Raw genomic sequence first — 26179 nt, forward strand, 5'->3', positions numbered from 1 at the left:
GCCGGTGCCGGTCGATGCTCGAGAAATCGCGCTCCATCAGCAGCTCCACCTTCCCGTCGCGCGCGGCACAGCGCACTGTCCCCGCGGGGACAGTGCAGCGCAGCACCGTCTTGGCGGCGCTGTCGGCGCTCTTGCCCGGGCTGCGTTCGGCCTTGCGCTCGGGCTTCGGCTCGGGCGTCAGCAGCGCCTGAAGCTGCGCCAGCTCCCCCTCGGCATCCGTGGCCGGCGCCGCGACAAGCGCCGCCCGCAGCCGTTCGGCAAAGCCCCCGCCGGCGCCGATCTCGCGCACCAGATCGAGCCCCAGCTTGCGCGGGATCGCCTCCGGGTGGCGCAGCAGATCGCCGACCGTATCCAGCAGCGTCGCGAAATGCCGGATGTAGCTGCGCTTCTGCCGCCCCGCCGAGGCATAGAGCAGCGCCACCGCCCCCTCGACATCATCGACACCGGTCTGCGGATCGCGCGCAAAGTTCAGTGCAAGCTGCGCCATCTCGGCAAAGGACACGCCGCGCCGCACGAGGTTCTCATCGACCATGCGCCGATACAGCCCCTCCAGCGCCTCGCCGCTGGCCACCAGACCGGCGGGGATCCGGGCAAAGGCCTCGTCCCCGGTCTCGGCATAAAGCTCGCGAAACGCGGTCAGCCGGCGAAACCCCTGAACCAGCTCGAACCCGTCGCCCGCCGGCTCCACCCGGATCGGATTCGACAGCCCGATCTCGCGGATCGACGCCTTGAGCTCGCCGATCTCCGGATCGGGCGCCTGGCTGCGGTCGCGCGTCAGCTTGTCGGTGCGGATCGCGTCGAGCGGCACCAGATCGGTGATCAGCCCCGCCCGTTTCAGCCGCACATGCTCATGCGCCAGCCGGTCGTTCTCTTCCCGGATCGCCTGTTCCGCTGCGGCGCGCTCGCGCAGCGCATCGGCATTCTCGCTGATGGCCGCCGCCATCGGCCCGCGCCGCGCCCCCGAGACCCGCCCGCCGGTATAGCTGCCATCCGCCGTGGCCGGAAAGTCGATGTCGAATCCGCGTTTCTTGCTCATGCCTCATCCTCCAGCGCGCTCCAGGCCTCCAGCGCGTGGCCCCGGAACTCCTCATACGCCCGGTCGAACGACGCCCTTGCCCGGCGCCATGTCTCGCGGGTCATCTCGCGATAGTCGATCTCGTAGATCGAGCTGAGGAACCGGCCCGATTGCTCGACGGCGCGGGTCATCTCGATCGGGTGCTCCGTCACCCTGTCCCCCCAAACCTTTTCAAACGCCGAACGCATCGCGCGGTGCAGATCGTTGCCCGGCTCATAACGGGTCAGCAGGAAGCGGATGTCGTGGAACACCTTCGGCAATTGCAGCGTCCCCGCGGGGACAACCCCCTCGAAGCCGCTGAGATCGGCGAGCGCCTCAGAGAGCTGACCGATGAAGGAGGTGGTGGAATCGTATTCCCAATAGCCCGGGCCAGAGGGGATATAGAGCATGTCGGCGGCGAAGACCGCATTCATGCTCTGATACCCGATGGCCGGCGGACAATCGAAGATCACCATGTCATAGGCATCGACCGGCAGCGCATCGAGATAGCGCGACACGGCGGCAAAGAACGACCATTCCGGATTCAGGTGCCGGTATTGCGCACTGGCGAATTCGACAAAGGCGGCGTTGGCGCAGGAGGGCACCACGTCGATCGTCGGCCAGCTTGTGGGCTTGATGAAATCGGCGACCCGCAGGTCGCGCAGCCCCATGCCGGTGATCGCCTCGGGCAGCCGCCGCTGGGGCAGGGCAGAGCCGCTTTCAGCCCCCTGCGCGGCGGCGTTCATGCGCTCGGTCTCGCGGATGAGGTCGCGCGCCATGATCCCCCAAACGGTGTATTCCTCGGTTACGTCGCTGAGGCCCATGGAATGGCTCAGCGTCGCCTGCGGATCGAAATCGACGCAAAGCACCCGGTATCCGTCAAGCGCGGCGGCATGGGCGAAATGCAGCGCCACGGTGGATTTGCCGGCGCCGCCCTTGAAATTCGCGATGGCGGTGCGGAAGGCGCGTTTGCCGGCAGGGCGGGGCGGCATCAGGCTCTTGCGGTTGACCTTGAGCCGGCGGCGGATCTCGTTGATCTCTTCCAGCGCATACCAGCGCTGGCGGCCATCCTCTTCCACCAGCCCCTGAGGCAGCGTGGCATCCGCCGCCATCCGGCCGCGCAGCGTGGACTGGTTCACCTTCAGGATCAGCTCGGCCACCTCCCAACTGGAAAAGCGGCGGAGGGTCTTGGTCATCTCCGGCGAAAAGGTCTGCTGCCGGATATAGCCCTGCATCTTGAGCGACTGCGCCTGCAGTCGCGACAGGTCTTCATGCGTGTACATCTTGCCTCCTGTCCCCGCGGGGACGCTCCGTTATATGTCCCGACCGGGACAGGGATCCGTCCTTCTCTTGCACCGAACGCCGGCGCTACGGGACGTAAATTTCTCACAGCTTCGTTTTTACGATGGATTTGCGTTCGCTGCAAAACGAATTATCCTCAAGAGAGGATTTTTACGTCCGCAGGAAAAACCCGCGCGCTCAAGGCGCTAAAGCGCCCTGACAAACGCCAGGCGATTCGCGGGGCCCCTGCGCAGAGCCCGAAAATAATGCGGGACAGATCCGCCGCCGACCCCACATATTGGGGGACATTTTTGACAGAATAGGGGACAGCTAATATGTCCCCCAATACCAGACTACCGATTTTTTCTTTCAGATTTTGGATCGGAACCGGACGCTTTTCCGGCAATGCTTGACAGAATCGTTTCTCCGGACGCTAATAGGCGAAGATCGGGAAAGAACGCTGAGAAACAGTGGCGCCGATTCACAGGGCCGCCAAAGAGCCCGTATATTCGAGGCAGTCCCCGCGGGGACGGACAGATGCAAGGGGCAGCGGCAATGCTTGCCATGAAACCGGTCGGGCGCAATGCCGCGGCCCTGAAATACGACCTGCTCACGGTGATGGGGGCATATGCGCTTGCGCAGGACAAGGGGCGGCAGCGTCTCGTCCTGCGGCTGATGACGCTGGTCACCGCCCGCTACAACTGGGCTCGCGACGAACTTGCGGTCGGCCAGCGCGAAATCGCGCGGCTCTGGCAGGTCGATGAACGCACCGTGAAACGCGAGATGGCCAAGCTGCGGGCCATGGGCTGGCTGCGGGTCACGCGCCAGGGCGCGCGGGGGCGGGTCACCGAATACAGTCTCTGTATCGCCCGGATTCTCGAAGACGGGCGCAACCGTTGGGCGGATGTCGGGCCCGATCTGGTGCAGCGGCTCGACGGCAGCGCCGCAGAGCCGGACCCCAAGGTCGTGCCGCTGCCGCTCAAGGGCAGGGCAGAGCCGCCGGATCTGTCGGAAGGGACGGAATGGGCGCTGGCCAAGGGGATGCTGCATGCCGAGGATCCGGCGCGCTACACGGCCTGGATCGCCGGGCTGGAGCGCCGCGGACGGGACGGGGGGCGGTTGTCGCTCATCGCGCCGTCGCGCTTCCATGCGACCTATGTGGCGACCCACCTGACCGCCTGGGTGCTTGCCGCCGCGCAGGCGGTGGATGCCGGCGTGGCGGAGCTTGTGGTGGAATGGTGACGTCTCAGCGGATCGGATGCCGCCGGTCGTCCGACAGCGCCTCGGGGCGCAGCACCCGGACCTCGCCCTTGCGGATGTCGATGATCCCCTCGTCGCGCAGACGGCCCAGCGACTTGTTCATGGTCTGACGCGAGCAGCCGACCATCTCTGCCAGATGCGCCTGGCTGGCCTTGATCCGGTCGCTGCCGTCGCAAAGCTGGCGCAGCCGCGAACAGATCTTCTGATCGACCGACTGGTGCTGATCCATCGCCTTGAACTGGTTGTCCCGCGCCATGCGGATGGTGAAGACCGCCGCGAGGTTGCGGATGAACACCGGCTGGGTGAGGAACTCGTAAAGCAGAGGCGTCGGGCAGAACAGCAGCGTGGTGACGGGCAGCGCGGTGCAGGTGGCCACGCAGTCCATGCCCGAGGTCGCCTCGATCTCGCCGACCACATCGCCTGGGCCGACATGGCAGAGGATCGTATGTTCGCCGTTGCGGCCCCGATGCGAGACATCGACCCGGCCATGGGCGACCAGGAACATGCCCGTGGGGCGCTTGCCCTGGGTCAGAATGTCTTCGGTGCGCTGGATCACCCGCACCGAACACTGGTTCAGAAAGGACATCTTCTTTTCGGTCGGCAGATCCGCAAGGATCTTTGCCTTCATCAGATGTGGGTAGCTGACCGAATTTTTCATTTCTCGGAAAAACCGTCGAGATAGGATCGGATCGGTGTCAGCGCGCAGATCTCCTGCGTCGGGTCCGCGCAGCAGGATTGGACCATGGCCGAGGATTGCGCATAGATCACGTTCCAGGCGTCTTCTGTCTGGCCGAATTCCGGCGGCATGGCGTGGCTGAGCGGATAGGCGGCGGCCTGGACATCGGCGCCGGCGGGGGTTGCGAGCCCGGTCATCCAGGCGGCGAGCTGGCCGCAGGAGCCGGGTTTTTCGGCGCTCGGGTCGGGCGGGTTCAGCAGGCCGGAGCCGATGCGGTGGCAGCCGGTGCAGGTGCTGTCGCGCATGTTCATTGCCTGCGTCGGCCAGGCGGCAAAGCCGAAGCCGGGATCGACATGGCCATAGGGGCCGAACGGATTCACCGGCACATGCGCCCAGACCTGCCCGACAAAGGGCGAATACATGAACGGGTCGTTATCGTGGCAATTGCCGCAGCCATCGGCGACGACGCTTTCGGGTGTCTCCCAGAAGCTGGCATCGACCGCGTCGGTGGGGGAGGGCACGGCGACGCCGCTCACCGTCTCGCCGGGCGCCGCCTTGGCCTGGAACCAGCAGGTGGCGCCGCTGGCGGGGTTGTGGGCGATGACGTCGATCTCGTCATAGTCGGTGCTGCCCTCGGCGCGGTATTTTTTCTGCCGGCACATGACCGAGATCTGTGCGGTCTCGGTGGACAGGTTCAGGATCCGCGAAAACGGCACGCATTGCCCGTCGGAGCCCGCGCCATTGTCGAGCAGGGCAGGGCGGTCGCAGGTGGCGGGGGCGCGATCGGTGACCGCCATGCCGTCGACGGTGACCGGCACGGTCACGCCCTCGGCGCAGTCGAAAGACGGGATCGCCGCAATGTCGGCCGTGCAGCTCTGGCCATAGATCTGCGAGGCGCTTTGCGCGGCGGCGGGATCCGGCGCGGTCAGAAAGGTGACGGCCAGCGGTGTGACGGCGGCGAGGGCAAGGGCGGCGACGGCGAAACGGTTCACAGCTCGGCCCCTCCGGCATTGGCGGCGAGCGCCAGCGGTTTCAGCGCCTCGAAATAGCGGACATAGCCGGTGCAGCGGCAGATATGCGAACCGATCGCCTCCATCATGGCGCCGTCGATCTCATCCTCGGGGATCGGCTGGGCGCGCAGCCCGTCGAGAAAGATCCGCGCCGCCATCACGAAGCCGGGGGTGCAATAGCCGCATTGAAAGGCGAAATTGTCGAGGAACGCCTGTTGCACCGGGTCCGGAACGCCCCCGTTCGCGACGGATTCGATGGTCGAGACCTCCGAGCCGTCGAGTGTGCCGAGCGCGGTGGAGCAGCTGATCACCGGCGAGGGGGCGGGGTTGGGCGGTTTGCTGACCTGCACGGTGCAGGCCCGGCAAACCCCTATGCCGCAACAGAATTTCGTGCCGGTAAGGTTCAGGTCGTCATGCAGGAAGTCGATGAGCCTATCGCCCGAACGGCTGTCGTCGAGCTGATAGGCGGTGCCGTTGACGGTGATGGCGATCATTGTCCCAGACCCTCCAGGATTTTCGCGGGCGTGATCGGCAGCGAGGTAAAGCGCTTGCCGGTGGCGTCGCGCAGGGCGTTCGAGATCGCCGGCGGTACCGAGCACATGACCGCTTCGGCGATGCCGCGCCCGGCGGGCGCCTCTTCCTGCGGCGGGGGCAGGGCGATGAGCTGCTGGCCGCGCGCGCCCGGCGTGTAATCGGTGCGCAGCGGTACGTCCTGCGCCCGGGCGAGGTGATAGCGGTTGAGGTTCCACATGCCGTTGGCGGGGCCCTCCATGCCGGGTGGCATGTCTTCGAGCAGCGTGTAGCTGATCGCCATGGCGACGCCGCCCTGGCTCTGGCCCGAGACAAGCTGCGGGACGTGGATTTGCCCGGCGTTCAGCACGCTCAGCACGTTCTCGACCTGCACCGTGCCGCTGGAGGTGTCGACAGTGAGCTCGACGACATTGACGCAGGGCGCCCAGACATAGCGCGAATAGCGTTTGCTGGCACTGTCGGGGCCCACGGTGTCCTGCCTTGTGACCGGGACCGGGGCGCTGCCGTCGGGCGGGTAGAAGGCCAGCCCGTCCAGTTGCAGCGACAGGAACCCGGCGGGGGTGGGGAAGCTGGCCTCGGCCCAGCTATCCTGGAAATAGGCATGACCAAGCGTGCCGACGGGCAGTTTGCGGGCATAGATTGTCTCGGCGAGCTGGGCGAGGGGCAGGGGGGGCACCCCGCCGGCGTTGCGCACCAGCGCGCCCTCCTGCCAGGAGACATCGGCCGGGGTCAGCCGCGCGCCGCCCCAGATCAGCGCGGCGGCGGGCAGGATCGCGCCCTGGAACAGCGCCTGCGCGGCCTGTTGCACGGTGTGGACCTGATGCAGCGCGGTGAGGCAGGCCGAGGAGGAGCCCACCGATTTCGCCGTCCAGTTCGGGTTGTCCCAGCGCTGGCCCTCGGGGTCGCTGGTGGTGAGCCCGGTCATGCCGAAAAGCGTGTAGCAGCCCATATCCACCTGCGCCGCATTGGCGCCGAGGATCGGGCCGATCACGACGCCCAGCGTGGTGGCAGAGCCGTTGCCCATATCCACCGCGTCGGATTGCACGGTCAGGCTGCCGTCGCGGTTCAGCAGCACCGAGGCGACCATGCCGTCGCCCGAGGTGCCATAGGCCTGCAAGGACAGCGCCAGCCCGGTGCCATAGGTCAGCCCGCGCGCCGCATAGTCCTGCCGGATCGTCTCGCGCTCGGCCCAGAGCGGCTGGCTGCGTGTGATCTCCAGCATCTCGGCGAGGCTCAGGCTCTGTTCCACCGGGCCGCCGACCACGGTGGTGTCGCCCTCGGTGAGCAGGTTGGCGGCGCGCAGCTCCAGCGGATCCCAGCCCTGCGTGGCGGCGAGATCGTCGAGCGCGGTCTCGAAGGCGAAAAACGCCTGCGGCCCGCCGAAGCCGCGCTGCGAGCCGCCGGAGACGTTCTGGGTGTGGACCGCCTCGGCATAGATATTTGCCATCGGGATCGTGTAGGAGCCGCCGGCGCAAAGGGCGCCCAGCGAGGCGACATAGGGGCTGAGATTGCGCCGCCCGCCGCCGTCGAAGGTCAGCGTCATCTGCACCGATTGCAGGCGCATGTCGGGGTCGGCGGCCAGCTCGCCCGTCAGATCGGCGCCGTGGCGTTTCAGCCCGACGCGGAACTGGTCGAAGCGGTCATGCGCCAGCCGCACCGGGTTGCCGCCGGAATAGGCCCCGGCGAGCGCCAGCATCAGCGAAAACGGCGAACTGTCGCGCCCGCCGAAGCCGCCGCCGGGATAGCAGCTTGTCAGGTTCACCGCCTTGAGCGGGAAGGGCGCGTCGGTGCTATCATACATCGACAGGATATTGGCGATGTCGCCATCGGGCGATTGCGTGCCCAGCACCAGATGCATGGTGTCGAGCCCGGTGTCGATCCAGACCAGCCCGGCCTCGGGCTCCATGAACATCGGGTCCATGGCGCGCATCTCGGCGCTGAAGGGCTGGCGGATGAGGGTGGGGTCGGCGGCGAGCGTGTCGTTGATCCTGTCCTGCCATTGCGGCACCTGCGCCATGTAGGTGTCGGGGTCGGCGGTGGCATAGCTGAACTGGTCGCCGTATTTCACATAGGTGGTCTGCGGCGAGAAGGCGCTGCCGAGCGGCGGGCCGTCCTGATTGCCCGCGCCGTAGCGCTGATAGGCGGGGTCGTTGAAGGCCATGGCCCGGCGCGCGGCGCGGTAGCCGGCGAGGCTGTCGAAGAGCAGCAGCGCCACCGCCTGGCCGAGAAAATTGGGCACGTTGCCCGGCACCACGATCAGATCGAAGAGCAGCTCGTCGGGGAGGTTGAAACTGCCCACATCGCCGCCGCTGTTGCGCGCCTTGAGCCGCGCGGCGCGTTCCTCGGCGATGCGGTCGTCGATATGCAGGTCGCGGTTGAGATTGAGCTGCGGCGCGCGCATGGCCGGGCTGAGCTCGTTGCCCAGAACCACCCGGGTCGGCTGTGCTTCGGGGGGCAGCGAGGAGAGGTCGATCCCCTCGAAGGCCCGGTCGGTGGTCAGCGCGGCGAGATAGAGCGCATACCATTGCGTGGCCGGCCAGCCGGGCATGTCGCGGGCGTTGAAATCGCGGGCATAGACCTTTTGCCCGGTCACCTTGGCCAGCCCGTCGATGCGCTGGCTGGCGACGCCCGGCACCGGCGAGCCGTCGGTGCCGATGTCGGCGGGCCCCGAGGTGGCCGCCGGGGAGGGCAGGGGCACCCCCATCACCGTGAGCGCGACCGCACTGCCGGTGGATGTCAGGAACATGCGTCGTGTGACCGCCGCGCCCCCTGCTGGTGATCGAAGCGTCATCTTGTCCCTCCCCGGCGCAACCGGTTGGAAAACCGGTGCAAAAACACAACCAAAAGGCGTTATTTTGTTAGTATTGACGCCTTTCGGTTGTGCGTCAAGTTCCCTTGCGTCAGCTTGGTTCGACGTCCGGCATGATGGTCTTGACCGAGCCGACGGTCACCAGCCGGACCGGCCCGCCGCGGCTGGACATCCGGGTTCTGCCGGTGGCCGGATCGGTCGCGTCCACCCCCAGATGATAGAGCGGATCGCCGTCTTCCTGCACCAGCTCGCCACGGATCTCGACCGAGGGAATGGCGTCGGGCGGGATGCCCGACCAGTCGCTGCCGAAGGTCAGCGTATAGTTGAACATCGTCACCCATTGTGCCGGGATTTCGAGATCGGTCCAGGCATATTTGAAATTGTTGTCCTGGGTGTTGGAGTCGCTGTGCGACAGCGCCATGCCGTCGAGCGGCGTGCCGGAGGAGATGGTGTAGCTGCTGCCCTTGGGAATGTTGCTGAACACCACCGCAAGATCGACCGTGGCGCCTTCGGAGCCCTGATCGTAGCGCGCCTGCGACACGACCTGAGGCACGTTGCCCCGGATCATCTGCACGTTGCGCTGCGCGATATTGGCGTTGTTCGACATCACCTCGGCAAGACTGTTGATGTTGTTGACCCCCGAGACGGGGTTGCCGTGATCGGGCGTCGCGGCGACGGCGACCAGGCAATAGTGGTCCGACACGTTGGGCGGCACCCAGGTGAAGGGATCGGTCGAGGCGCCGATGGCGCCGGCCTCGATGGTGAAGGGCGGGTTCTTGTCGCCGGCCGAGGTGGCGAGCTGGTTCTGTTCCCACAGATAGGGGTAGAGCAGGATATTGGGCTCGGCGAAGAACAGGTTCCAGTTCCCTTCGAGCGTGGCGTCGGTGTAGTTCTTGCCGCGCACATAGAGATAGTTGGGCAGCCCGATATAGAGCGAGTTGGGATAGGATTGCCCGTAATTCGCCGGATCCTCCAGAAAGGCCGGATCCTCGTAAGGCGTGGTGCCGGAAATCAGGATGTCGGGCGAATTCGACGAGGCGCTGCGCGGGGTGGTGCCGTCTTCGCTCGTGGTGCAGCGCACGACGATTCCGGGCCAGGTTTCTTGTGCCATGGGTGTGTCCTCCGTAGGGGCTTAGCTGAGGGTGAGTTCGGTCTTTTCGAGCAGGGTCTTCTTGACCGGGCCGCCGCTGCCGCCCTCGATCTTCGACAGCGCGACGGTGATGTCGGAGCCGCGCGACAGCTCGCCGGGCTTGGCGATCCAGAGCATCACGTCGAGGGTGATCTCGGTCGGGTCCAGATTGGTGGTCGAAGAGCCGATCAGGCTGGAGCCGGTGACGTTCTGCCGCGAGATCGACAGCGACGGGACGGAGCTGGCCACCTGCGCCTCGGTCTCGACCGGGATGTCATTGTAGCGCAATTCCAGATCGAGCTCGTCGAAGCTGACATCGCTGGAGAAGAGTAGCGACAGCTTGACCGAGGGCGGGTCTTCGGCCTGCGGGTCGCTGACGATGGTCAGCGCGTCATAGCTCTTGCCGTCGCTGGTTTCCTTCTGCGCGATCTCATAGCCCGAGAGGCCGGAGAGGGTGGTGTAGGAGACCACGGTTCCCACCGCGCCGCCAAGGGTCATGGTGAGCCCGGAGCAAAGCCCGGTGATCACCATACTGGTTTCGTCTTTCAGCATAACATCTTCCTCCTGTTGCGTTTTCTGGGGTTAACTCTGGGCGTAGGCCGCCGCCTCATAGGCCGAGAGCATGTAGTCGAGCAGGTCGACCCGAAGCTCGGCCAACTCGATGAATTCCTCCGATCCGTACTCCTGCGCCTTGGCGTAGAAGCTCTCCCACCAGGGGATGAGATCCTTGAGCACGCCGGGGGTGGCGCGGCTGCCCAGAACCGCGTCGATGGCGGTGCCGATCTCGAGCGGGGTGGGGGCGGGGTTCGGGACGAACTTGTTGACGATGGCCATCAGCCAGTAGTTCGACGGCACGTTCGCGGGCGGCGTGATCGTCGGGCTGGTGGTGTCGTCCTTGACCGGCTGGAACGGCGCGGGAACGCGGCTCACATAGGTGGTGCGGTAGAGAATCCGCCAGGGTTGCGTCGGATCGCCGAGCGCCTCGCGCATGGCGCTGGCCGCCGCCGTGGTGCCGTTGTTGAGCCAGTTGGGATCGACCACCTGGTTCAGCGCGGTAAAGTTCTCGGCCGCCGGCGCCAGCAGGAAGGCCATGTAGCGGTAGGCATCGACCTTGCCGGGGGCGGGCGTCTTCTCGTAGCCCTTGAAGAGCAATGTGCCATTGGCGTCCGTTTCCATGATCGGGGCCGAGAGGAACTCGGTCGGCGACACGGTGCAGGCGAGGCTGAAGGCGTTGGACGCGCTGGCGGATTTGGTCGCGGTCATCGACCAGGTGTTGCCGAGCAGCACGTCGGCTTCGAGGTAGAACCCGCCGAAGGGCGTGCCGATATCGGCGGAGAAGTCGATGCCGCCCGCGACGGTCAGAGAGCTGGCGCCGGTATAGGTCTCGGAATAGCTGTTGGCGACCGACTGCTCTTCCTTGCGCAGCCCGCCGCCGGCGGACCAGACGTAGTTGTTGCAGAGGCTGCGCTGGTTGGTCTTGTCACCGAAGTTGAAGGCGGGGTTTTCGCCCAGCTCGTCCTTGACCCGGCCCAGCGAGCCGATGACGCGGTATTTGTCGGTGCTGAACTGATCGTAATAGGCGGCGAGCTGCTGCTCCTGCTTTTCGATCCGGCGTTTCAGCGCATAGGCTTCGACCGGCTTGAAATAGCTGCCGCGCTCGGCGTTGGCGTTGGGATAATCGGGGTCGTTGACCAGCCCCACCTTGCCGTCGAGCGTGCCGTTCTTGACGTATTTCGGGTTGATCGGGAAGTCGATGATATTGGTATCGACCGGGATCGTCTCGTTCGGGATGAGCTGATAGCCCACCGGCGTCTGGGTGCCCTTGAGCGCCATCATGTAGAGATCCGCCGTGGCCGATTTCACGATCGCCGCGCCGAGGTTGTTCTGGATGTAGCGCCGCCCGACCACCGGGTTGAGGATATTGTCCTCCGGCTCCCAGGTGCCGGAAGGCGTGAGCGAGGCGGTGAGCGCCTGTGTCTGCGAATGGCTCTGGCCCACGCTATCGGTATGGCCGAGATCGCCGCCGACCTTGGCCTTGAGGCCGATCTTGAGCTTGTTTTCGAGAACCTCCGTCTCGGCCTCGGCGCCGACGCCGACCGAGGTGCCGGTCTTGGTGACCTGATAGACCCCGCCCTTGATGTTGAATTCGCCCTTGAAGGTCGAGCCCTGGCTGGCGCTGAACGACCAGGTCTTGGTCTCGCTTTCCACATAGGCGACGGTGCTGGTGGTGGAGTAGAGCCGCGCCGGGCCGCCCATGTCGCCCCACCAATAGGCCAGCGTCTGGTTCTCGCTGGGCAGCGGCGGGCCGCCCTCGATATAGCCGACGATGCTGGGCTTGCTCTGCACCTGACCGACGAAGATCGTGTCGAGATCGCCGACCTTGTAGCCGGTCTGAAGCTCGGTATTGCCGACATCGGTGAGGTAGAAATACCCCCGCATCATCACCGAATAGACCGCGCCATAGGCGTCTGTCTGGAGGCTCGCGTATTCCACGACCGAGGGTTGCCCGGCGATCTGCGCGCTGTGGTAATCCACCGCGCCGTCAAGCGCGTTGACCACATATTCCGCCTCGTTCTGGATCGGCGCCGCGTCAGGCGACCAGACCGGCGGCCTGGCCTTGGGCAGCAGGCTGCCGTTATTGCCCTTGCCGGTCATGTCGTAGAGCACGCCGCCCGAACCGGCATCGACCATCCAATAGGCGTTGAGCCCCGCTTCCTGCCCGCCGAGCGGGGTGTTGTTGCTCTCGTCGATCTGGGTGCCGGTGAGCCGGATCGAGAACAGCCGGATGTCGTCGAACTGCCCGGTGAAGGGCAGGGTGAGGCTGCCCTCGGCCAGCGCGCCGCCGATGGTCATCTGGCTGTCGCCATAGTCGCCCAGATCGGCGGCGGTCTTGCGCTGCGGCAGGCTGGCGCCGCCATCAACCCAGATCTCGGCGCTGGCCACGTCCTGCCAGAGCGCCCAGAGCTGGTTCGAGCTCAGCACCATGTCGTTGTCGCCGACCGCATCCTTGGCGACGGTGCCGCTCTGCTCGTCGAAATCCCAGCTTGCGGTGAGCCCGTCGCGGCTGGCGGGCAGGGTGTGGAAGGCGTTGACGCGGGCAATCTCGGCGCTGTTGAGCGTCCGGCCCCAGACCCGCACATGCGAGACCTTGCCGATGAACTCGAAGGTCTGGGCGCCGCCGATGCCGAGATAAAAGGCGCTGTCCGCATTGGTGATCGAAACCGGCTGGTCGAGATCCTCGACATTGTTTTCCGCCGCGAGCTGGCCATCGACATAGATCGACGCCTTGATGAAGTATCTCTGCGCGACATATTCGGTGCTGCCCTTGTCGTTGGGCACGGTGCCGGTGGTGAAGTTCACCGCGACATAAGAGGATTTGCCGGCGGCGATGGCGGTTTTCACCGAATGGTCGAAGAGGGTGGGGGGCAGCCGGTAATCGCTGCTTTCCTGCGACAGATGCACGGTCAGCGAGACCTGCCCCAGCGTGGTCACGGCAAGCGAGTAGCTGCCGGGTTTTTCCAGGATGATCTGCTTGTTGTTGACCGTGTCGGGCGCGACCCAGGCTTCGAGCGCGAAGGAGGGGCCGGGGTTGAAGGCGTCGCCATCGGCGACCGTGCCGGAATTGGCGCCGTCGAGCGCCAGCCCCCAGCCCTGTTTCGAGCTGAGCGCCACATGGGTCCAGTCCTTGACGATGCGGTTGGAGACCAGCACGTAATCGTTGCGCCCGGCATAGGGCACGTCGAAGGCGCCCGCCGCGTCCCAGGCGGGGTTGGCGGGGTTGATGATCTTGGTGTCGTAATCCGGGCCGGAGGCGGCGGAGTTCATGATCTGCGTGCCGGCGCCCTCGGCGAGATTCCAGCGGATGCCGAGCTGCGGGTCGTTGTCGGGGAAACCGTAGAGCACGCTCTCCCGCACCTCCTTGTCGGAGAGCGCGCGCTGCCAGAAGGCGACGCCGTTCAGCGTGGCCTGCATGCCGCCGCCGGTGTTCGAGCCCACGGTGAGCGCGCCGAGCGGATCGGCAAAACCGTTCTCGGCCTCGACGGTGACCGGGGCGCCGTCGCCGACATAGAGCTTGAGCGCGACCTTGCCTGCGCCGATGTCCTTGACCGAGAGCGTGACGCAGCTCCATTTCTTGGCGGGCAGGGTGCCCGCCGAGGTGACGGTGGCCTTGCCGCCGAGGAAGCTGAGCTCGGCCTTGCCGATCGGGGTCACCGAGAGGGTGAGGAAGGTGGCGCCGCCGCGCACCGCCGAGACCATGAGAACCTGGCCGCTGGCCGTGTCGCTGGCCGGTTTGACATAGGTCTGCAGCGTCAGATCGGGGCCGGTGAAGTTGAACGAGGCGCCGAGATAGGTGTCGGTGCCGGTGATCAGCCCCGGCCCCTGCTGCGTGCCCATCATGTATTGCACCGGCAGGTCGGGATGGTTCAGCGTGCCGGTCTCGTTATAGGTGAGCAGCCGCGAGGTCTCGCCGCGTGTCGTGGCGTCGGGTTTCAGCCAGCCCTCGACGGTTAGGTCGCTGTCGATGGCCAGTTGCAGCGCCGGTGTGTAACTCTTGTCGATGTCGAAACCGACATAGCTGGCGGATCTGGCCGCGTTTTGCAGGCTGAACTGCGGCACGACGCGCATCCAGCCGCCATTGATGCCGGGCATCAGTACCGGGGCCTGCCCCTTGGTATAGCTCGCCGTGTCCGAGAGCCGCCCGAGCCCGCCATTGGTCGGCGGATCGGCGATCACCGCGCCAAAGAGCCGCGAGCCGGTGACGCTGGTTGTGTCGCTGTCGGTGACAAGCTCGGCCTTCTGGATCGCGGCGGCCCCGGTTTTCTCCAGCGGTGCGATGGTCGAAGCGTCGTAATGCAGCCCCTGATAGAGCGCGCGCAGCAGCCCGGCATAGGCGAGTGGCGAACTGGGCGCGTCGGCGGTGGCGTTCAGCACCGAGGCCGTCAGCCCGTTGGTGAGCGCATAGATCTGCGGGACGATCTTGTCGGTGTAATCCTTGGGGTAGCTATACCCCTTGTCGTCGCCGTTCAGCACGCGGGCGAAAGCGGTCTGGTCACGCGGCACGTCGGGCAGTTTGTACCCGGCGATCTCGACATCGCAGCGGTCGCTGGCCTTGCCCGCGCTGACCTTGGCAGAGAAATCCTTGAGCGTGTCGCGGACGAAGATCACCACATGCGCCATCGCGTCGTCGGAGCGGGTCAGCGCCACCGGCAGGGCAAAGGCGCGGGTGCCGGGCGTTTCCACCTTGCTGTAATCGTAGCTGTCGGAGCGGCCCGAGAGCACATCGGTGACGCCGCGCGCGGTGCTGGGCATGTCGGGCCAGCGATGGGTGAGCGTGGCGTCCTCGGCCCAGTTCGGCGGCGCCGAGGAGGTGAAGGTGAGCGTCGCGAGATCGGGTTTGCTGCCCTCTTCGACGGTGGCCGAGCCGAGGGTAAGGGGCAGCCCCGGCACCGAGGTGAAGAGGAAATAGCCGTCCTGCGCCTGGGTGGCGGCGAGTACCGAAAGCGTGGTGCCGGTATAGTCGTAGAAGGGCCGCGACTGGTTCAGCACCGCCTGATCGTCGGGGTTGCCCGCGCCCGCGCCGTTCCAGATCCGCGAGAAGGGCTCGATGGAGCGGGGCAGGCCGGTCCAGACCTCGCTGCCGACGCCCTCGGGGCCGGTCACCGTCACGTCGCAGAGCAGCGGCGAGACCGCCGAGGCCGTCACCTTGATGGCGCTGTCGTTCATGTAGGTGCCGACGCGGTGGGCGACGAAGTTCAGAAAGCCGGTCTGCGAATTGTCGGGCGCGGCCAGCACGGTGGTGGAGACATGGCTCCAGTCCTCGCTGGGGATGTTGCGGTAGAGCGCGACATTCTCGCGGGCGAGCGCCATCGGCGCGCCCTCGGCCCAGTCGGTGGACCAGTCGGTGTAAAAGGTCGCGCGGGCGGAACGGGTGGAATATTGCGCCACCGAGAGCAGGTCGTCCTTGCCCCGGTAATAGAGATGCAGCAGCCCGTCCGAACCGTCGATCAGGCAGGCGGGATCCTTGGGCGCGATGAAATCGGCGAGCCCCACGTAGTAGCTGAGCCCCGCCGCATCGACATGGAAGGCGCCGTTTGTGTTGATGCTCACGGGGGCTGTGGAGGGCTCGGGCTTGGGCCCGTAGACCGCGGCGGTCAGCCCGTTGGAGATCATGTTGGGGGTGGTCGGCGGGGTGGAGCTGTAATCCACCGCATTGCTGGGCAGGTCGAGCACATCCGCGCCACCCACCGCGATGCGGATGCGGTTGAGCGCGCCCTCATAGCCGGTGCTGGCGCCGCCGATGGTGGTGACGGGCGCGCCGGTGGGCTCGGCCCCGGCGGTGCAGGCGGTGAGCGGCACGGGGTTGTCGTTGACGGTGAGGGTGAAGGGGTTGGCGCCCATGCCGGAATAGGCAACCGTGATCTCGGACCAGGTTTGCGGGAAAAGCACCTGATGCAGACTGTGGCAGCTTACGGCGGCGGTGCCGTCGCCAAAGCCGATCTCCAGCTTGCCGCCATCGACCACTTTCACATAGGGCGCGGCGGTTTTCGGATCGGCCGCCGGATCGCCGCCGAGGATGGTGAGCCCGTCGCTCAGCATGCGGGGCGCGGCCATGAAGCCCATCTCGTAAGGGCCCGCGATGGCCAAGGGGTTGTCGCCCTCGCCCGCCACCAGATCGAGATAGGAGCCGGTGGTGAAGACCAGATCGAATTCGGCGGGCACGATCGCATCGGCAAGGATCGCTTCGTTCAGCGCCGCCATGGTGCCCGCATTGCCGATGGCGCTGTCGATGGTGACGGTCTCGGTCTCGTCGTTGAGGGTCACCGGCAGGGTCAGCATCACCCGCGAGGCGCGTTTCACCCCGATGCTGGAACCGTCCGACTGCACCACCTTTTCGTGTTTCACGAAAAGCGCGGCACGGGGCGGCCCGGCGAGGGGGAGTGGATCGGCCTCCTTTTCGGGGATCACGGTGAAGCTGGAATCCGGCGCGATGCCGTAATTCTCGCCGAGCGCCTTGCCGGTGATGTCGAACAGCCCGTCGCTGCTGGGCGGGAAGTTGAAGAGATTGATCGTCGTGCCGTCGGGCGCCAGCGTCCAGAACTGCCAGGCCAGGGTTTCCGAGCCGGTGACCGGCAGCAGCGCCACGTCGAAATTGCCATCGGCCACCGCATCGACCATGGACAGTTCCAGCGCCGGTTCGAAGAAGGGCTGACCGTCAGCGTCGAGATATTCCTGCGTGTCGGATTTATCGAGCGGCACGTCCTGCTTGTGGCTGCGCATGAAGCGCACTTCCCAGGCGGGGTTGAGCGTGTAGCTCACCGTCTTCTGGTTCGAGCCGCTGCCGGTCTTGAGCAGGCGGAAGCGGTTCACATAGAGCGTGCCGCGCGCCGATTGCTGCACGATGGAGATGTATTTCTGATCGGTCACCACGCGGAAGGGCGCGGTCGAGGGCTGTATGGTCTCGGCATCGGCCAGCACGGTGATCAGCCCCATGCCCACCTGCCGCACCTGATCGGGGAAGCTCAGCCTGGTGAAGCCGGTCCAGTCGAGCGCGGCGCTGTCCGGGTCGGTGCCGGGGCCGAGTACGTTGAAATAGATGTCGGGACTGTCGCTGCCCGCGACCCGACCGAAGACAACGACGATACCCTGAAAATTGAGCGAAACGAGTTGGTCGAATTGCAGCATTGTGACCTCCCTGGGGCGACTGCGTTTTTTGATTTGATGCAATCTTGGGTAGAACGATTTTCCCGCTCAACGGCGGAGCCGGGCCGAGTGTCGGCGGTTTGACATTCAGCATTTCGGGGGCTGCGTGGGGGCGGGTGCCGGGGCCGGCTGGAAGGGGCCGGGAAAGCCGAGCGCTTTCAAGCTGCCGTTGCGTCATTCGCGGGGGTGGCGGGCGGGTGCGGCCGGGGGTGCGCGGCGGCAGGGCGCAATGCGCAAAATCTGTCGCCAAGGCGACATCGGTGCGGGAAACGGGCCCGTAAGCCGGGTGCGACTCCCACGTGTTTCGGCAGAATCGGAGGGTGTTCCAGAGTGGCGCGGTTCCACTAAGATCAAGTTTTTAATAAATAAAGGCCGAAATATGGCGACCTTCCCCGGAATGTGCCTGCGGGGCGCGGTGCTGTTGTGCGGTTTCTTGACAAACTTTGCCAAGGGGCGCAGAGTCCAAGCATGGCAACGATGAATGTTTCTCTTCCCGACCCGATGAAATCCTGGGTCGAGGCGCGCACCCGCGATGGGCGCTACAGCAATGTGAGCGATTATGTGCGCGACCTGATCCGCCGCGACCAGTCGCGGCAGCAGGCCGTGGAAGAGATTCAGGCGCTCATCGACGAAGGGCTTGAAAGCGGCACGCCGCAGCCCTTCGATATGGCAGCATTCATCGAGAGCAAGACAACCGGAACGCGATAAGTGATCCGACAGGTCAGGCTTCGCCCGCGCGCGATCGGGGATCTCGATGCGATCTGGTCCTATGGTGTCGCGCGCTGGGGGGCGGCGCAGGCCGCCGGCTATCTGACCGGGCTCGACGCGACGTTCCGCCTGCTGGCGGAGTTTCCGGAGATGGCCCGGATGCGCCGCGAGTTCGCACCGCCGGCGCGGATTCATCCCTATCGGGACCATCTGATCCTCTACCGGGAGGAGGAGCGGTTTATCGACGTGCTGCGCCTCCCCTCCGGCCGCAGCAACTGGGCCGAGTTTCTCGCCGAATAGGGCGGCGGGCCGTTGCGCGTGCGGCCCGGCTTGCGAAGGGTGTCATGCATTTTGGTATTGCATGTGATATTTCAGAAGTATTCTAATGGGTGTGCCTGCTCTCCGGCGCGCCGCGCGGGATCGGGCTGGGTCGATGGGCCATGGCGGTCCCGGCGGGATGCGGCGACGGAAGGGGCGAGCGATGATTGATAACCGGACCCGGGGGGTCTTTGTGATTTCGGCGACGCCGTTCACCGAGGATGGCGCGCTGGATCTGGACAGCGCGCGGCGGCTGACCGAGTTCTATCTTGAAAAAGGCGCCTCGGGGCTGACGGTTCTGGGAATGATGGGCGAGGCGGCCAAGCTGACGCCCGAGGAAAGCCTCGCCTTTCTCGACACGGTGCTGGAGGTCGTCGCGGGCCGGGTGCCGGTGGTGGTGGGCGTGTCGGCGCCGGGCCTTGTGGCGCTGCGGGCGCTGGCGCATGAGGCGCTGGCGCGGGGGGCCGCCGGGGTGATGGTGGCGCCGACGCCCAATCTGCGCACCGATCAGCAGATCGCGGGCTATTACGATCTGGTCTGCGAGGCGCTGGGGCCGGAGGTGCCCATCGTGTTGCAGGACTTCCCGCTGGCGCTGGGGGTGCAGTTCTCGGTCGATTGCCTGGTGCGGATCTTTGCGGCGCATCCGCAGATCGTCATGCTCAAGCACGAGGATTGGCCGGGGCTGGCCAAGCTGGGGCGGCTGCGCGCGCTCGAGGCCGAGGGCAAGGCGCCGCATGTGTCGATCCTCGTGGGCAATGGCGGGCTGTTCCTGCCGCAAGAGATGGCGCGGGGCGCCGACGGGGCGATGACGGGCTATGCCTATCCCGAGATGCTGGTGCAGGTGGTCGCGGGGGTGACCTCGGGCAAGCGCGATGCGGTCGAGGATGTGTTCGACGCGCATCTGCCGCTGATCCGGCTGGAAACCCAGCCGGGGCTGGGGCTGGCCTTCCGCAAGGAGGTGCTGTTCCGGCGCGGGGCCATCGCATCGCCCTTCGTGCGCCGCCCCGGTCCGAAACTCGACGCTGAAGACATGGCCGAGCTCGACCGCACGCTGGCGCGGCTCGACCGGCGGCTGGCGGCGCTGGCCTGAGCCGCAGCGCAAAAAAGGCGGCCCGTTTGAGGGGCCGCCAGGTGTGCCGGGCGCGGCAAGGGATCACCGCGCCGCAGGAGCGGGGAAGGGCGGTCAGATCGCCCGGATCATGCCGCCGTCGCAGCGGAACTTCGCGCCGGTCACATAGCTGGCGGGGGCGCTGACGAGGAAGGCGGCCACGGCGGCGAATTCCGCCACCGTGCCGTAGCGGCCCATGGGGATCGTGGCGCGCGAGGCGGTGGCGATCTCCTCCACGCTCTTGCCCTGGCGTTTGGCTGCCGCCGCGTCGAGCTCATCGACCCGGGTCGTGTGGATGCGGCCCGGCAGCAGGATGTTCGCGGTCACCCCGTCGGCGGCGACCTCGGAGGCGAGCGTCTTGGACCAGCCGAGCAGCGCGGCGCGCAGCGTGTTCGACATGCCGAGATTGGGGATCGGCTGTTCCACCCCCGAGGAGGTGAGCGTCAGGATCCGGCCCCAGCCCTGCGCGCGCATGCCCGGCAGCGCGGCGTTGGTCATGGCGATCACCCGCTCGACCATCAGGGCGAAGGCGTCGGTCCAGGCGGCGCCGTCGGTGGCGGTGATCGGGCCGGGGGCCGGCCCGCCGGTGTTGTTGACCAGAATGTCGATGCCGCCGAGCCTGTCCATCGCCGCCGCGTGCAGCGTTGCCACCGCATCGGGCGCGGCCATGTCGGCCACCGCGAAATCCGCCTTGCCGGGGCCTGCCGCGGTGAGCCGCGCCGCCTCGGCGGCCAGCGCCCCGGCGTTGCGCCCGGTCAGCAGCACATGCGCGCCCTCGGCCACCAGCGCCTCGGCGATGCCGAGCCCCAGCCCGCGCGACGAGGCAAGCACCAGCGCGCGTTTCTCCGTGATCCCGAGATCCATGAGTCTTGTCCTTCCTGTTCTGTCTAGCGGCGCGGAACGAAGCGCCCGCTGCCCGGGGCGGAGAGGATGGTCTGGCCGTCCCAGACAATCTCGCCGCGCCGCAGGGTGGTGGCGACCGAGACGGCAAAGGTCTCGCCGTCATAGGGGCTCCAGTTCAGCCCGTCGCGGGTCTGCGAGGCATCGAAGCGCGTGTCGCCGCGTTTGAGAACCACGAGATCGGCATCGGCGCCGGGGGCGATCACGCCCTTGCGCGGCGCCAGCCCGAAGAACTCGGCGGGCTTGCGGCACATGTAATCGACCAGCCGCCGCACCGCGCCCGCCGCGCCATAGCGCTGCGCGGCATCGGTGTAGAACGAGGGCCCCAGCGTTTCGAGCCCGGGAATGCCCGCGCCTGCGTCGAAGATCGAGGGCACCAGCTTGTTGTCGATGGGCCAGCTCGAATGATCCGAGGAGATGAGCGCCGGAAGCCCGTCTTCGCAGGCCTGCCAAAGCCCGTCGATCACGCCGCTGCGGATCGGCGGCGAGACCTTCATCCGCGCGCCGAGCCGTGCCACGTCGCGCGTGGCGTCGAAATGCAGGTAATGCACGCAAAGCTCGCCCGTCGCCCGGACGCCGCGCGCGGCATAGTCGGCGACCATCTCGAAGCCGCGCGGCGAGGAAAGGTGCACGATATGCACATGCGCGCCGGTGGCGGCGCCCAGCTCCATGAACTGCGCGGTGGCGGCCAGCTCGGCCACCTCGGGGCGCGCGGGCTCGTGGTATTCTGGCGTGATCTGCCCCGCCGCCTTGTGGCGCGCGATCGTTGCGCGGACGATCTCCTGATCCTCGTTGTGCAGCCCGACGGGCAGGCCGGTGGGCCGCGAGGCGGTCAGGATGTCGAGGATCTCGTCGGCGGGGAGGCGGGGAAAGCGCACCGGGTGGCTTTCGATGAGCGAGAGCTTGAAGGCACAGACCCCGGCCTCGGCCAGCGGCGCCATCTCGGCGGTGCCCTGACCGGGGGCAACGGTGGCGTAAAGCGCCACGTCGCAATGGGAATGGCTGTGCGCCGCCGCGATCTTGGCGTCGAGCCGGGCCATCGTGTTCAGCGGATCGGGGTTGTCATAGGGCATGTCCACCATGGTGGTGATGCCGCCCGCCAGCGCCGATTGCGAGGTCGCGGCAAAGCCCGGCAGGCCCTTGTAGCTCGTGGCATGGGTCTGTCCGTCGACAAGGCCCGGAATGATCCAGTCGGTGCCCGCGTCGATCACACGGGCGGCGGCGGGCGCGGGGCCTGTGCCCACGGCCGAGATGGTCTCGCCGGTGACGGCGATCCAGCCGTGATCGAGGATGCGGTCGGGCAGCACCAGCGCGCCCATGAGTAGCAGATCGTAGGTCATGTGGTCCTGTCGGGTCTGAAGCGCGGAACGGTCATGCGGGATAGGCGAGGGTCAAAAGCGCCTGCGCGCGCAGGACGCCCGCCTGCACCGGGTCGATCACCGGCAGGCCCAGCCGGGCCTCGATCTCGGCGCGGTAGAGGCCCATCGAGGCGCAGCCGAGGATCAGCGCGCGGGCGCCGTCGAGGTCGCGCAGCTCGGTGCCGATTTCGGTGATCCGGTCGAGCGCGCGGTCCTGCTGGCCCATCTCGGTCACGCCCATGTCGAGCGACCGGTCGCCCGCCAGGAAGCGCGTGTATCCCAGGGCCTCGATGGCGATGCGGTGCCGGTCGACAGAGGCGGCGACGATCGAGACCACGCCGAAGGGCCGGCCAAGCTGAACCGCCTCGCCATAGGCGGCCTCGGCGATGCCGACGACCGGCGCGCCAAGCGTGGCGCGCGCCCGGGCGAGCCCCGGATCGGAGAAGCAGCCGATGACATAGGCGTCGGCATCTTCGCGCCCGAGCCGGTCGAGAAGCGGGCCGGTCACCGCGTCGATGTCCGCCTGGCTTTCGATGCCCGCCGGCGCGCCTTCGAGCGTGCCGAAGACCGGCTCGGCCCAAAGCCCGTTGCGGATGAGCGCCACCGACCGCGCCATGGCGCCGGTCACGGATACCGAGCTGTTGGGGTTGAGGAGGAAGATGCGTTTCACCGGATGCGACTCTGATATGATTGCGTGATTCTTAAAAGTATTATTAAAGATATATCACAAAGATTGCCAAGCGTTTCCGCAGCGCCTGCGGCGGAAAATCCCGGAGCGGAGGCGGGGCGCCTAGAGAGAGACCGTTCCGAAGCTGGGGCTGCTGGCCAGCGTCGTGATCAGCCCTTTCCGGGTCACATCGTTGTGGCGGATCATGATCTGCCGCGCCGCCTCGGGGTCGCGGCTGGCGAGCACATCGACGATTTCCTTGTGCTCTTCGTTGGTTTCGGTGTTCACGTCGCGCAGTGTTGCGCCGAGATAGAAGAAGCGTTCCAGCTCGTCGATCTGGCGTTCGAGCATCTGATAGAGCCGTTCATTGCGCGAGGCGCGGGCGATGGCCAGGTGAAAGCGCCGGTTATTGGCGATGAAATCCGCCAGCGTGGTCTGTGCGGTCACATCGTAATTCGATGCCGCCAGCTCGCCGAGGGCGGCGAGTTCTTCATCGGTGATCCGGGTGGTTGCCATCTCGGCGGCGCCGGCTTCGAGAATGGTGCGCACGTCGAACAGCTCGTTCATGTCGCCGAAGGTGATCGGGGCGACCTGATAACCCCGGCGCGGAAAGGTGCGGATCAGCCCGTCGAGCCGCAGTGCCGCCAACGCCTCGCGCACCGGTGTCTTGGAGACGTCGAAGCGCGCGGCCAGTTCGGCCTCGGAGAGATCGGCCCCCGGCTTGAGCGTGCAGCTCAGGATCTCGCGGCGGAGCTGGGCGTAGACCTTTTCGGTCAGCGATTGCCGCTTGGGCCTGGTCTTGCCCGCGCCGCGGGGCGCGCTTTGTGCGATCTCGTTCAAAGGCGCCATCTCCCTGTGCCGCTTATCAGATGTACTTTCTGATATATCATAGTGACGCAATTTTCAAACAGATAGATCGGGCTGTCGCGGCGGCGCGCCTTCGAAATGGGCAGGCGCGAGATTCTTGTCCGGCAGCGACGCATGGCGGCTGGACATCCGCTTTTGAATATCTCAGATATTTTACAGAAATATCTATTTTCCGCCCGCAGCGGGGTCCGTCCCCGGCCGATGCGGCGATCTGTGCAGGAAAGGACATCCCATGGCGAAGGCGCTTGAAGACACCATCCAGTGGTCCCGGCAGGAAGACGTGCCGCTGACCTGGGTGCATGAGGGCAAGGAGTTCTCGCACCGTCTGATCACCAAGAAGCAGAACGGCTGCTCCTTCTCGTTCCACATCACCACCTACATGCCGCATTTCGACGTGATGGTGGAAGGCAAGGGCGAGAACCAGGTGGTGCTGTACTGCCTGCACGGCTGGTCGCGGCAGATCATCGAGGAGACCGGCGAAGAGCGGATCTTCAAGCAGGGCGATGCGATGTATCTGCCCAAGACCTACCGCTACCGCCATATCATCGGCGAGGCGGGGCTGGTTGTCGCGGTCTGCGCCAACCCGTCCAAAGAACACGGCGACATGTGACCCCGCGCCGATGACCCCGAACGACGACATGCCCCGTCTCTGGCCCCGTCTCTGGCAGGATCTGACCCGCGCCGAACTGGCCGCGCTGCGCGATCGCGGCGCGCTGGTGGTGGTGCCCACGGGCGCCACCGAGCAACATGCCGACCACCTGCCGGTGGGCGCCGATACGGCGCTGGCCGCGGGGGCGGCCGCGCTGGCGGCGGCGCGCTGTCGCGGCACCGATGTGGTGGTGGCGCCGCCGCTGGGTTTCGGATTTTCGCCGCATCATTCCGCCTGGGCGGGCACGCTGTCGCTGCGGCTCGGCACCTATCTCGCGGTGCTGCGCGACCTTGCGCTGTCGGTGCTCGAAACCGGCTTCCCCCGCGTGCTCTTCGTCAACGGGCATGGCGGCAACGAGGCGCCGCTGCGGGCGCTGGTGACCGAGTTGGTGACCGATGGCCACGCGGTGGGCATGGTGAGTTATTTCTCCCCCGCCGAGCCGGACTGGCGGCCGATGCTGAAAGGCGGGCTCGCCCGCGTGGGGCATGCCTGCGAATACGAGACGGCGGTGATGCTGGCGCTGCCCGACACCGGGACAGAGGCCCGTGCGCGCATAGGAGCCGCGGCGGCGGATCTGCCGCCCCGCTGCGTGCAGCCCTGGATGGCGGAGGGGGCGGAGGACGATCCGGTCACCGCCGCCGGGGCGGGCTGGCCGCCGGTCTTTCAACTGGGCGATTGCGGCTATTACGGCGACCCGGCGGCGGCCGATCCCGCCTCGGGGGCGGCGCTGCTCGAGGTGACGGTGGCGCGGCTGGCGGCGTTTTACACCGCCTTTGCGCAGGCGCCGCTGCGGGTGGGCGCGCGGAGCGGGCTGGCGCCGGTCGCGGGCGCGGCATGAGGAGGCTCTGATGGTGGGAGATACCTTTTCCCAATCGCTGTGGTCGGCGATCACGCCGCCCGGCCCCGACCTGCCCGCGCTGGCCGGCGAGGAGGTCGCGGATATCGTGCTGGTGGGTGCGGGTTATCTGGGCCTGAACACCGCGCTGACGCTGGCCGCCGAAGGGGTTTCGGTGGTGCTGATCGAGGCGCAGGAGCCGGGCTTCGGCGCTTCGGGGCGCAACACCGGCTTTGTGGTGCCGACGCTCAAGAAAGCGCTGTCGCCCGCCAATGTCGTGGCGAGCTTCGGCAAGGCGCGGGGCGAGGCGTTTTCGCGGATGATCGGCGGATCGGGAGAGCGGCTGTTTTCGCTGGTGCAGCGCCTGGGCATTCCCGATGCCGAGCAGACCGGCTGGTTGCAGCCGGCGCATAGCCGCGCCGCGCTCGAGTCGAACCGGGCGCAGGTGGCGGAATGGCAGGCGCTGGGGTTCGATGTGCGGCTGCTGGGGCGGGGCGAGACCCGCGCGATGACCGGTATGCCGGGCTATCACGGGGCGATGTATATTCCGACCGGCGGGCAGGTGAACCCGCTGGCCTATGCGCGCGGCCTGACGCGGGCCTGTCTGGCGGCGGGGGTGCGGATCTTTGCGCGCTCGGCGGTGACCGGGATCGCGCCGGCGCCGGGCGGGGGCTGGCGCCTGCGCAGCGCCGGCGGTCAGGTGACCGCGCGCGAGGTGGTGCTGACCACCAATGCCATGGTGGGCCCGCTGTGCCGCAAGGTGGATGCGTCGATCATCCCGACGCGCAGCTTTCAGATCGCCACGCAGCGCTTCGATGCCGAGATGCAGGCGCGAATCCTGCCCGCGCGGGCGCCGGTGGCCGACACCCGCCGCCATCTCTTTGCCGCGCGCTGGTCGCCGGACGGGCGCATCGTCGGCGGCGGGCTGGTCTATCCCGGGCCCGGGCGCATGGCGCGGACCCGCCGCCGTTTCGAGCGCCGTTTCGCGCGCTTTCTGCCCGAGCTGGGCGCGGTGCGCGCCGAATATGCCTGGACCGGGACCGTCTCGGTGACGCTCGACGGGCTGCCCCGGCTTTACCGGCTGGGCGAGGGGCTTTGGGCGCCCATCGCCTGCAATGGCCGGGGGGTGGCGCTGACCACCGCTTTCGGCCACGAGCTGGGTCGCTTCCTGGCGGGCCGGACCAGCGCCGAGGATTTCGTCGTGCCGATCACGCAGCCCGATCCGGTGCCGCTGCGGGCCTTTGCCACGCTGGGGCCCTATCTGTGGTTGCCCTGGAGCGAATTTCGTGACCGGATCGAAACCGAAACGCCGGCCTGA

Annotated in this window: 20 protein-coding genes; 7 read left to right on the plus strand and 13 right to left on the minus strand. The window is 66.9% G+C overall.

The window, feature by feature from the left end:
• Positions 1-1036 (minus strand): ParB/RepB/Spo0J family partition protein (locus tag M4578_RS14070; RefSeq protein ID WP_258093917.1); only part of this gene is annotated, 1036 nt, incomplete at its 3' end.
• Positions 1033-2337 (minus strand): AAA family ATPase, encoded by a 1305-nt coding sequence (locus tag M4578_RS14075; protein ID WP_258093918.1) that lies wholly within the window; start codon positions 2335-2337, stop codon positions 1033-1035. The genes M4578_RS14075 and M4578_RS14070, both read right to left, overlap by 4 nt.
• Positions 2338-2890: 553 nt before the next feature.
• Between M4578_RS14075 and M4578_RS14080 the strand changes: the two genes are divergently transcribed.
• Positions 2891-3577 (plus strand): hypothetical protein, encoded by a 687-nt coding sequence (locus M4578_RS14080; protein ID WP_258093919.1) that lies wholly within the window; start codon positions 2891-2893, stop codon positions 3575-3577.
• Positions 3578-3581: 4 nt separating this feature from the next.
• On the opposite strand, the gene M4578_RS14085 is transcribed toward M4578_RS14080, so the two are convergent.
• From M4578_RS14085 to M4578_RS14115, 7 genes are all read right to left on the minus strand, one after another.
• The gene (locus M4578_RS14085) at positions 3582-4253 is read right to left on the minus strand and encodes a Crp/Fnr family transcriptional regulator (RefSeq protein WP_258093920.1); all 672 of its coding nucleotides are present in this window, start codon (positions 4251-4253) and stop codon (positions 3582-3584) included.
• Complete coding sequence (locus M4578_RS14090) at positions 4250-5263, minus strand: hypothetical protein (protein ID WP_258093921.1); 1014 nt, start codon at positions 5261-5263, stop codon at positions 4250-4252. The genes M4578_RS14085 and M4578_RS14090 overlap by 4 nt, the downstream gene beginning before the upstream one ends.
• Entirely contained in the window at positions 5260-5775 is a 516-nt protein-coding gene (locus M4578_RS14095; protein WP_258093922.1) for a (2Fe-2S)-binding protein, read from the minus strand. The genes M4578_RS14090 and M4578_RS14095 overlap by 4 nt, the downstream gene beginning before the upstream one ends.
• On the minus strand, positions 5772-8558 hold the full coding sequence (locus M4578_RS14100; RefSeq protein ID WP_258093923.1) for a xanthine dehydrogenase family protein molybdopterin-binding subunit: 2787 nt from the start codon (positions 8556-8558) through the stop codon (positions 5772-5774). The genes M4578_RS14095 and M4578_RS14100 overlap by 4 nt, the downstream gene beginning before the upstream one ends.
• 154 nt (positions 8559-8712) lie before the next feature.
• On the minus strand, positions 8713-9732 hold the full coding sequence (locus M4578_RS14105; protein WP_258093924.1) for a hypothetical protein: 1020 nt from the start codon (positions 9730-9732) through the stop codon (positions 8713-8715).
• 21 nt (positions 9733-9753) lie between these two features.
• Complete coding sequence (locus tag M4578_RS14110; protein WP_258093925.1) at positions 9754-10302, minus strand: hypothetical protein; 549 nt, start codon at positions 10300-10302, stop codon at positions 9754-9756.
• A gap of 30 nt (positions 10303-10332) precedes the next feature.
• Entirely contained in the window at positions 10333-17433 is a 7101-nt protein-coding gene (locus tag M4578_RS14115; protein WP_258093926.1) for a LamG-like jellyroll fold domain-containing protein, read from the minus strand.
• A 486-nt stretch (positions 17434-17919) separates the two neighbouring features.
• Between M4578_RS14115 and M4578_RS14120 the strand changes: the two genes are divergently transcribed.
• The 3 genes from M4578_RS14120 (at position 17920) to M4578_RS14130 (ending at position 19567) form a co-directional block, all read left to right on the plus strand.
• On the plus strand, positions 17920-18159 hold the full coding sequence (locus M4578_RS14120) for a type II toxin-antitoxin system ParD family antitoxin (protein ID WP_258093927.1): 240 nt from the start codon (positions 17920-17922) through the stop codon (positions 18157-18159).
• Positions 18160-18459: a type II toxin-antitoxin system RelE/ParE family toxin gene (locus M4578_RS14125; RefSeq protein WP_258093928.1), complete on the plus strand. Its 300-nt coding sequence runs from the start codon at positions 18160-18162 to the stop codon at positions 18457-18459.
• A 181-nt stretch (positions 18460-18640) separates the two neighbouring features.
• A complete protein-coding gene (locus M4578_RS14130) occupies positions 18641-19567 on the plus strand; it encodes a dihydrodipicolinate synthase family protein (protein ID WP_258093929.1) in 927 nt (308 codons plus the stop codon).
• 93 nt (positions 19568-19660) lie between these two features.
• Here the strand turns inward: M4578_RS14130 and M4578_RS14135 are convergent, their stop codons facing one another.
• The 4 genes from M4578_RS14135 to M4578_RS14150 form a co-directional block, all read right to left on the minus strand.
• Complete coding sequence (locus M4578_RS14135; RefSeq protein ID WP_258093930.1) at positions 19661-20449, minus strand: SDR family oxidoreductase; 789 nt, start codon at positions 20447-20449, stop codon at positions 19661-19663.
• A 23-nt stretch (positions 20450-20472) separates the two neighbouring features.
• Complete coding sequence (locus tag M4578_RS14140) at positions 20473-21825, minus strand: dihydroorotase (RefSeq protein ID WP_258093931.1); 1353 nt, start codon at positions 21823-21825, stop codon at positions 20473-20475.
• Positions 21826-21856: 31 nt separating this feature from the next.
• Complete coding sequence (locus M4578_RS14145) at positions 21857-22513, minus strand: aspartate/glutamate racemase family protein (protein ID WP_258093932.1); 657 nt, start codon at positions 22511-22513, stop codon at positions 21857-21859.
• Positions 22514-22633: 120 nt separating this feature from the next.
• Positions 22634-23350 (minus strand): GntR family transcriptional regulator, encoded by a 717-nt coding sequence (locus M4578_RS14150; protein ID WP_258093933.1) that lies wholly within the window; start codon positions 23348-23350, stop codon positions 22634-22636.
• Between the two features lie 259 nt (positions 23351-23609).
• Here M4578_RS14150 and M4578_RS14155 point away from each other — a divergent pair, with 259 nt between their 5' ends.
• From M4578_RS14155 to M4578_RS14165, 3 genes are read left to right on the plus strand one after another with little or no spacing between them, the layout of a single operon-like run.
• On the plus strand, positions 23610-23987 hold the full coding sequence (locus M4578_RS14155; RefSeq protein ID WP_258093934.1) for a hypothetical protein: 378 nt from the start codon (positions 23610-23612) through the stop codon (positions 23985-23987).
• A 10-nt stretch (positions 23988-23997) separates the two neighbouring features.
• Complete coding sequence (locus M4578_RS14160) at positions 23998-24864, plus strand: creatininase family protein (protein WP_258093935.1); 867 nt, start codon at positions 23998-24000, stop codon at positions 24862-24864.
• Between the two features lie 10 nt (positions 24865-24874).
• Positions 24875-26179 carry an NAD(P)/FAD-dependent oxidoreductase gene (locus M4578_RS14165; RefSeq protein ID WP_258093936.1) on the plus strand — a complete coding sequence of 435 codons (1305 nt, stop codon included), beginning with the start codon at positions 24875-24877 and terminating at the stop codon, positions 26177-26179.

It is taken from the genome of Salipiger pentaromativorans (assembly GCF_024721115.1).
Lineage (GTDB): Bacteria > Pseudomonadota > Alphaproteobacteria > Rhodobacterales > Rhodobacteraceae > Salipiger > Salipiger pentaromativorans.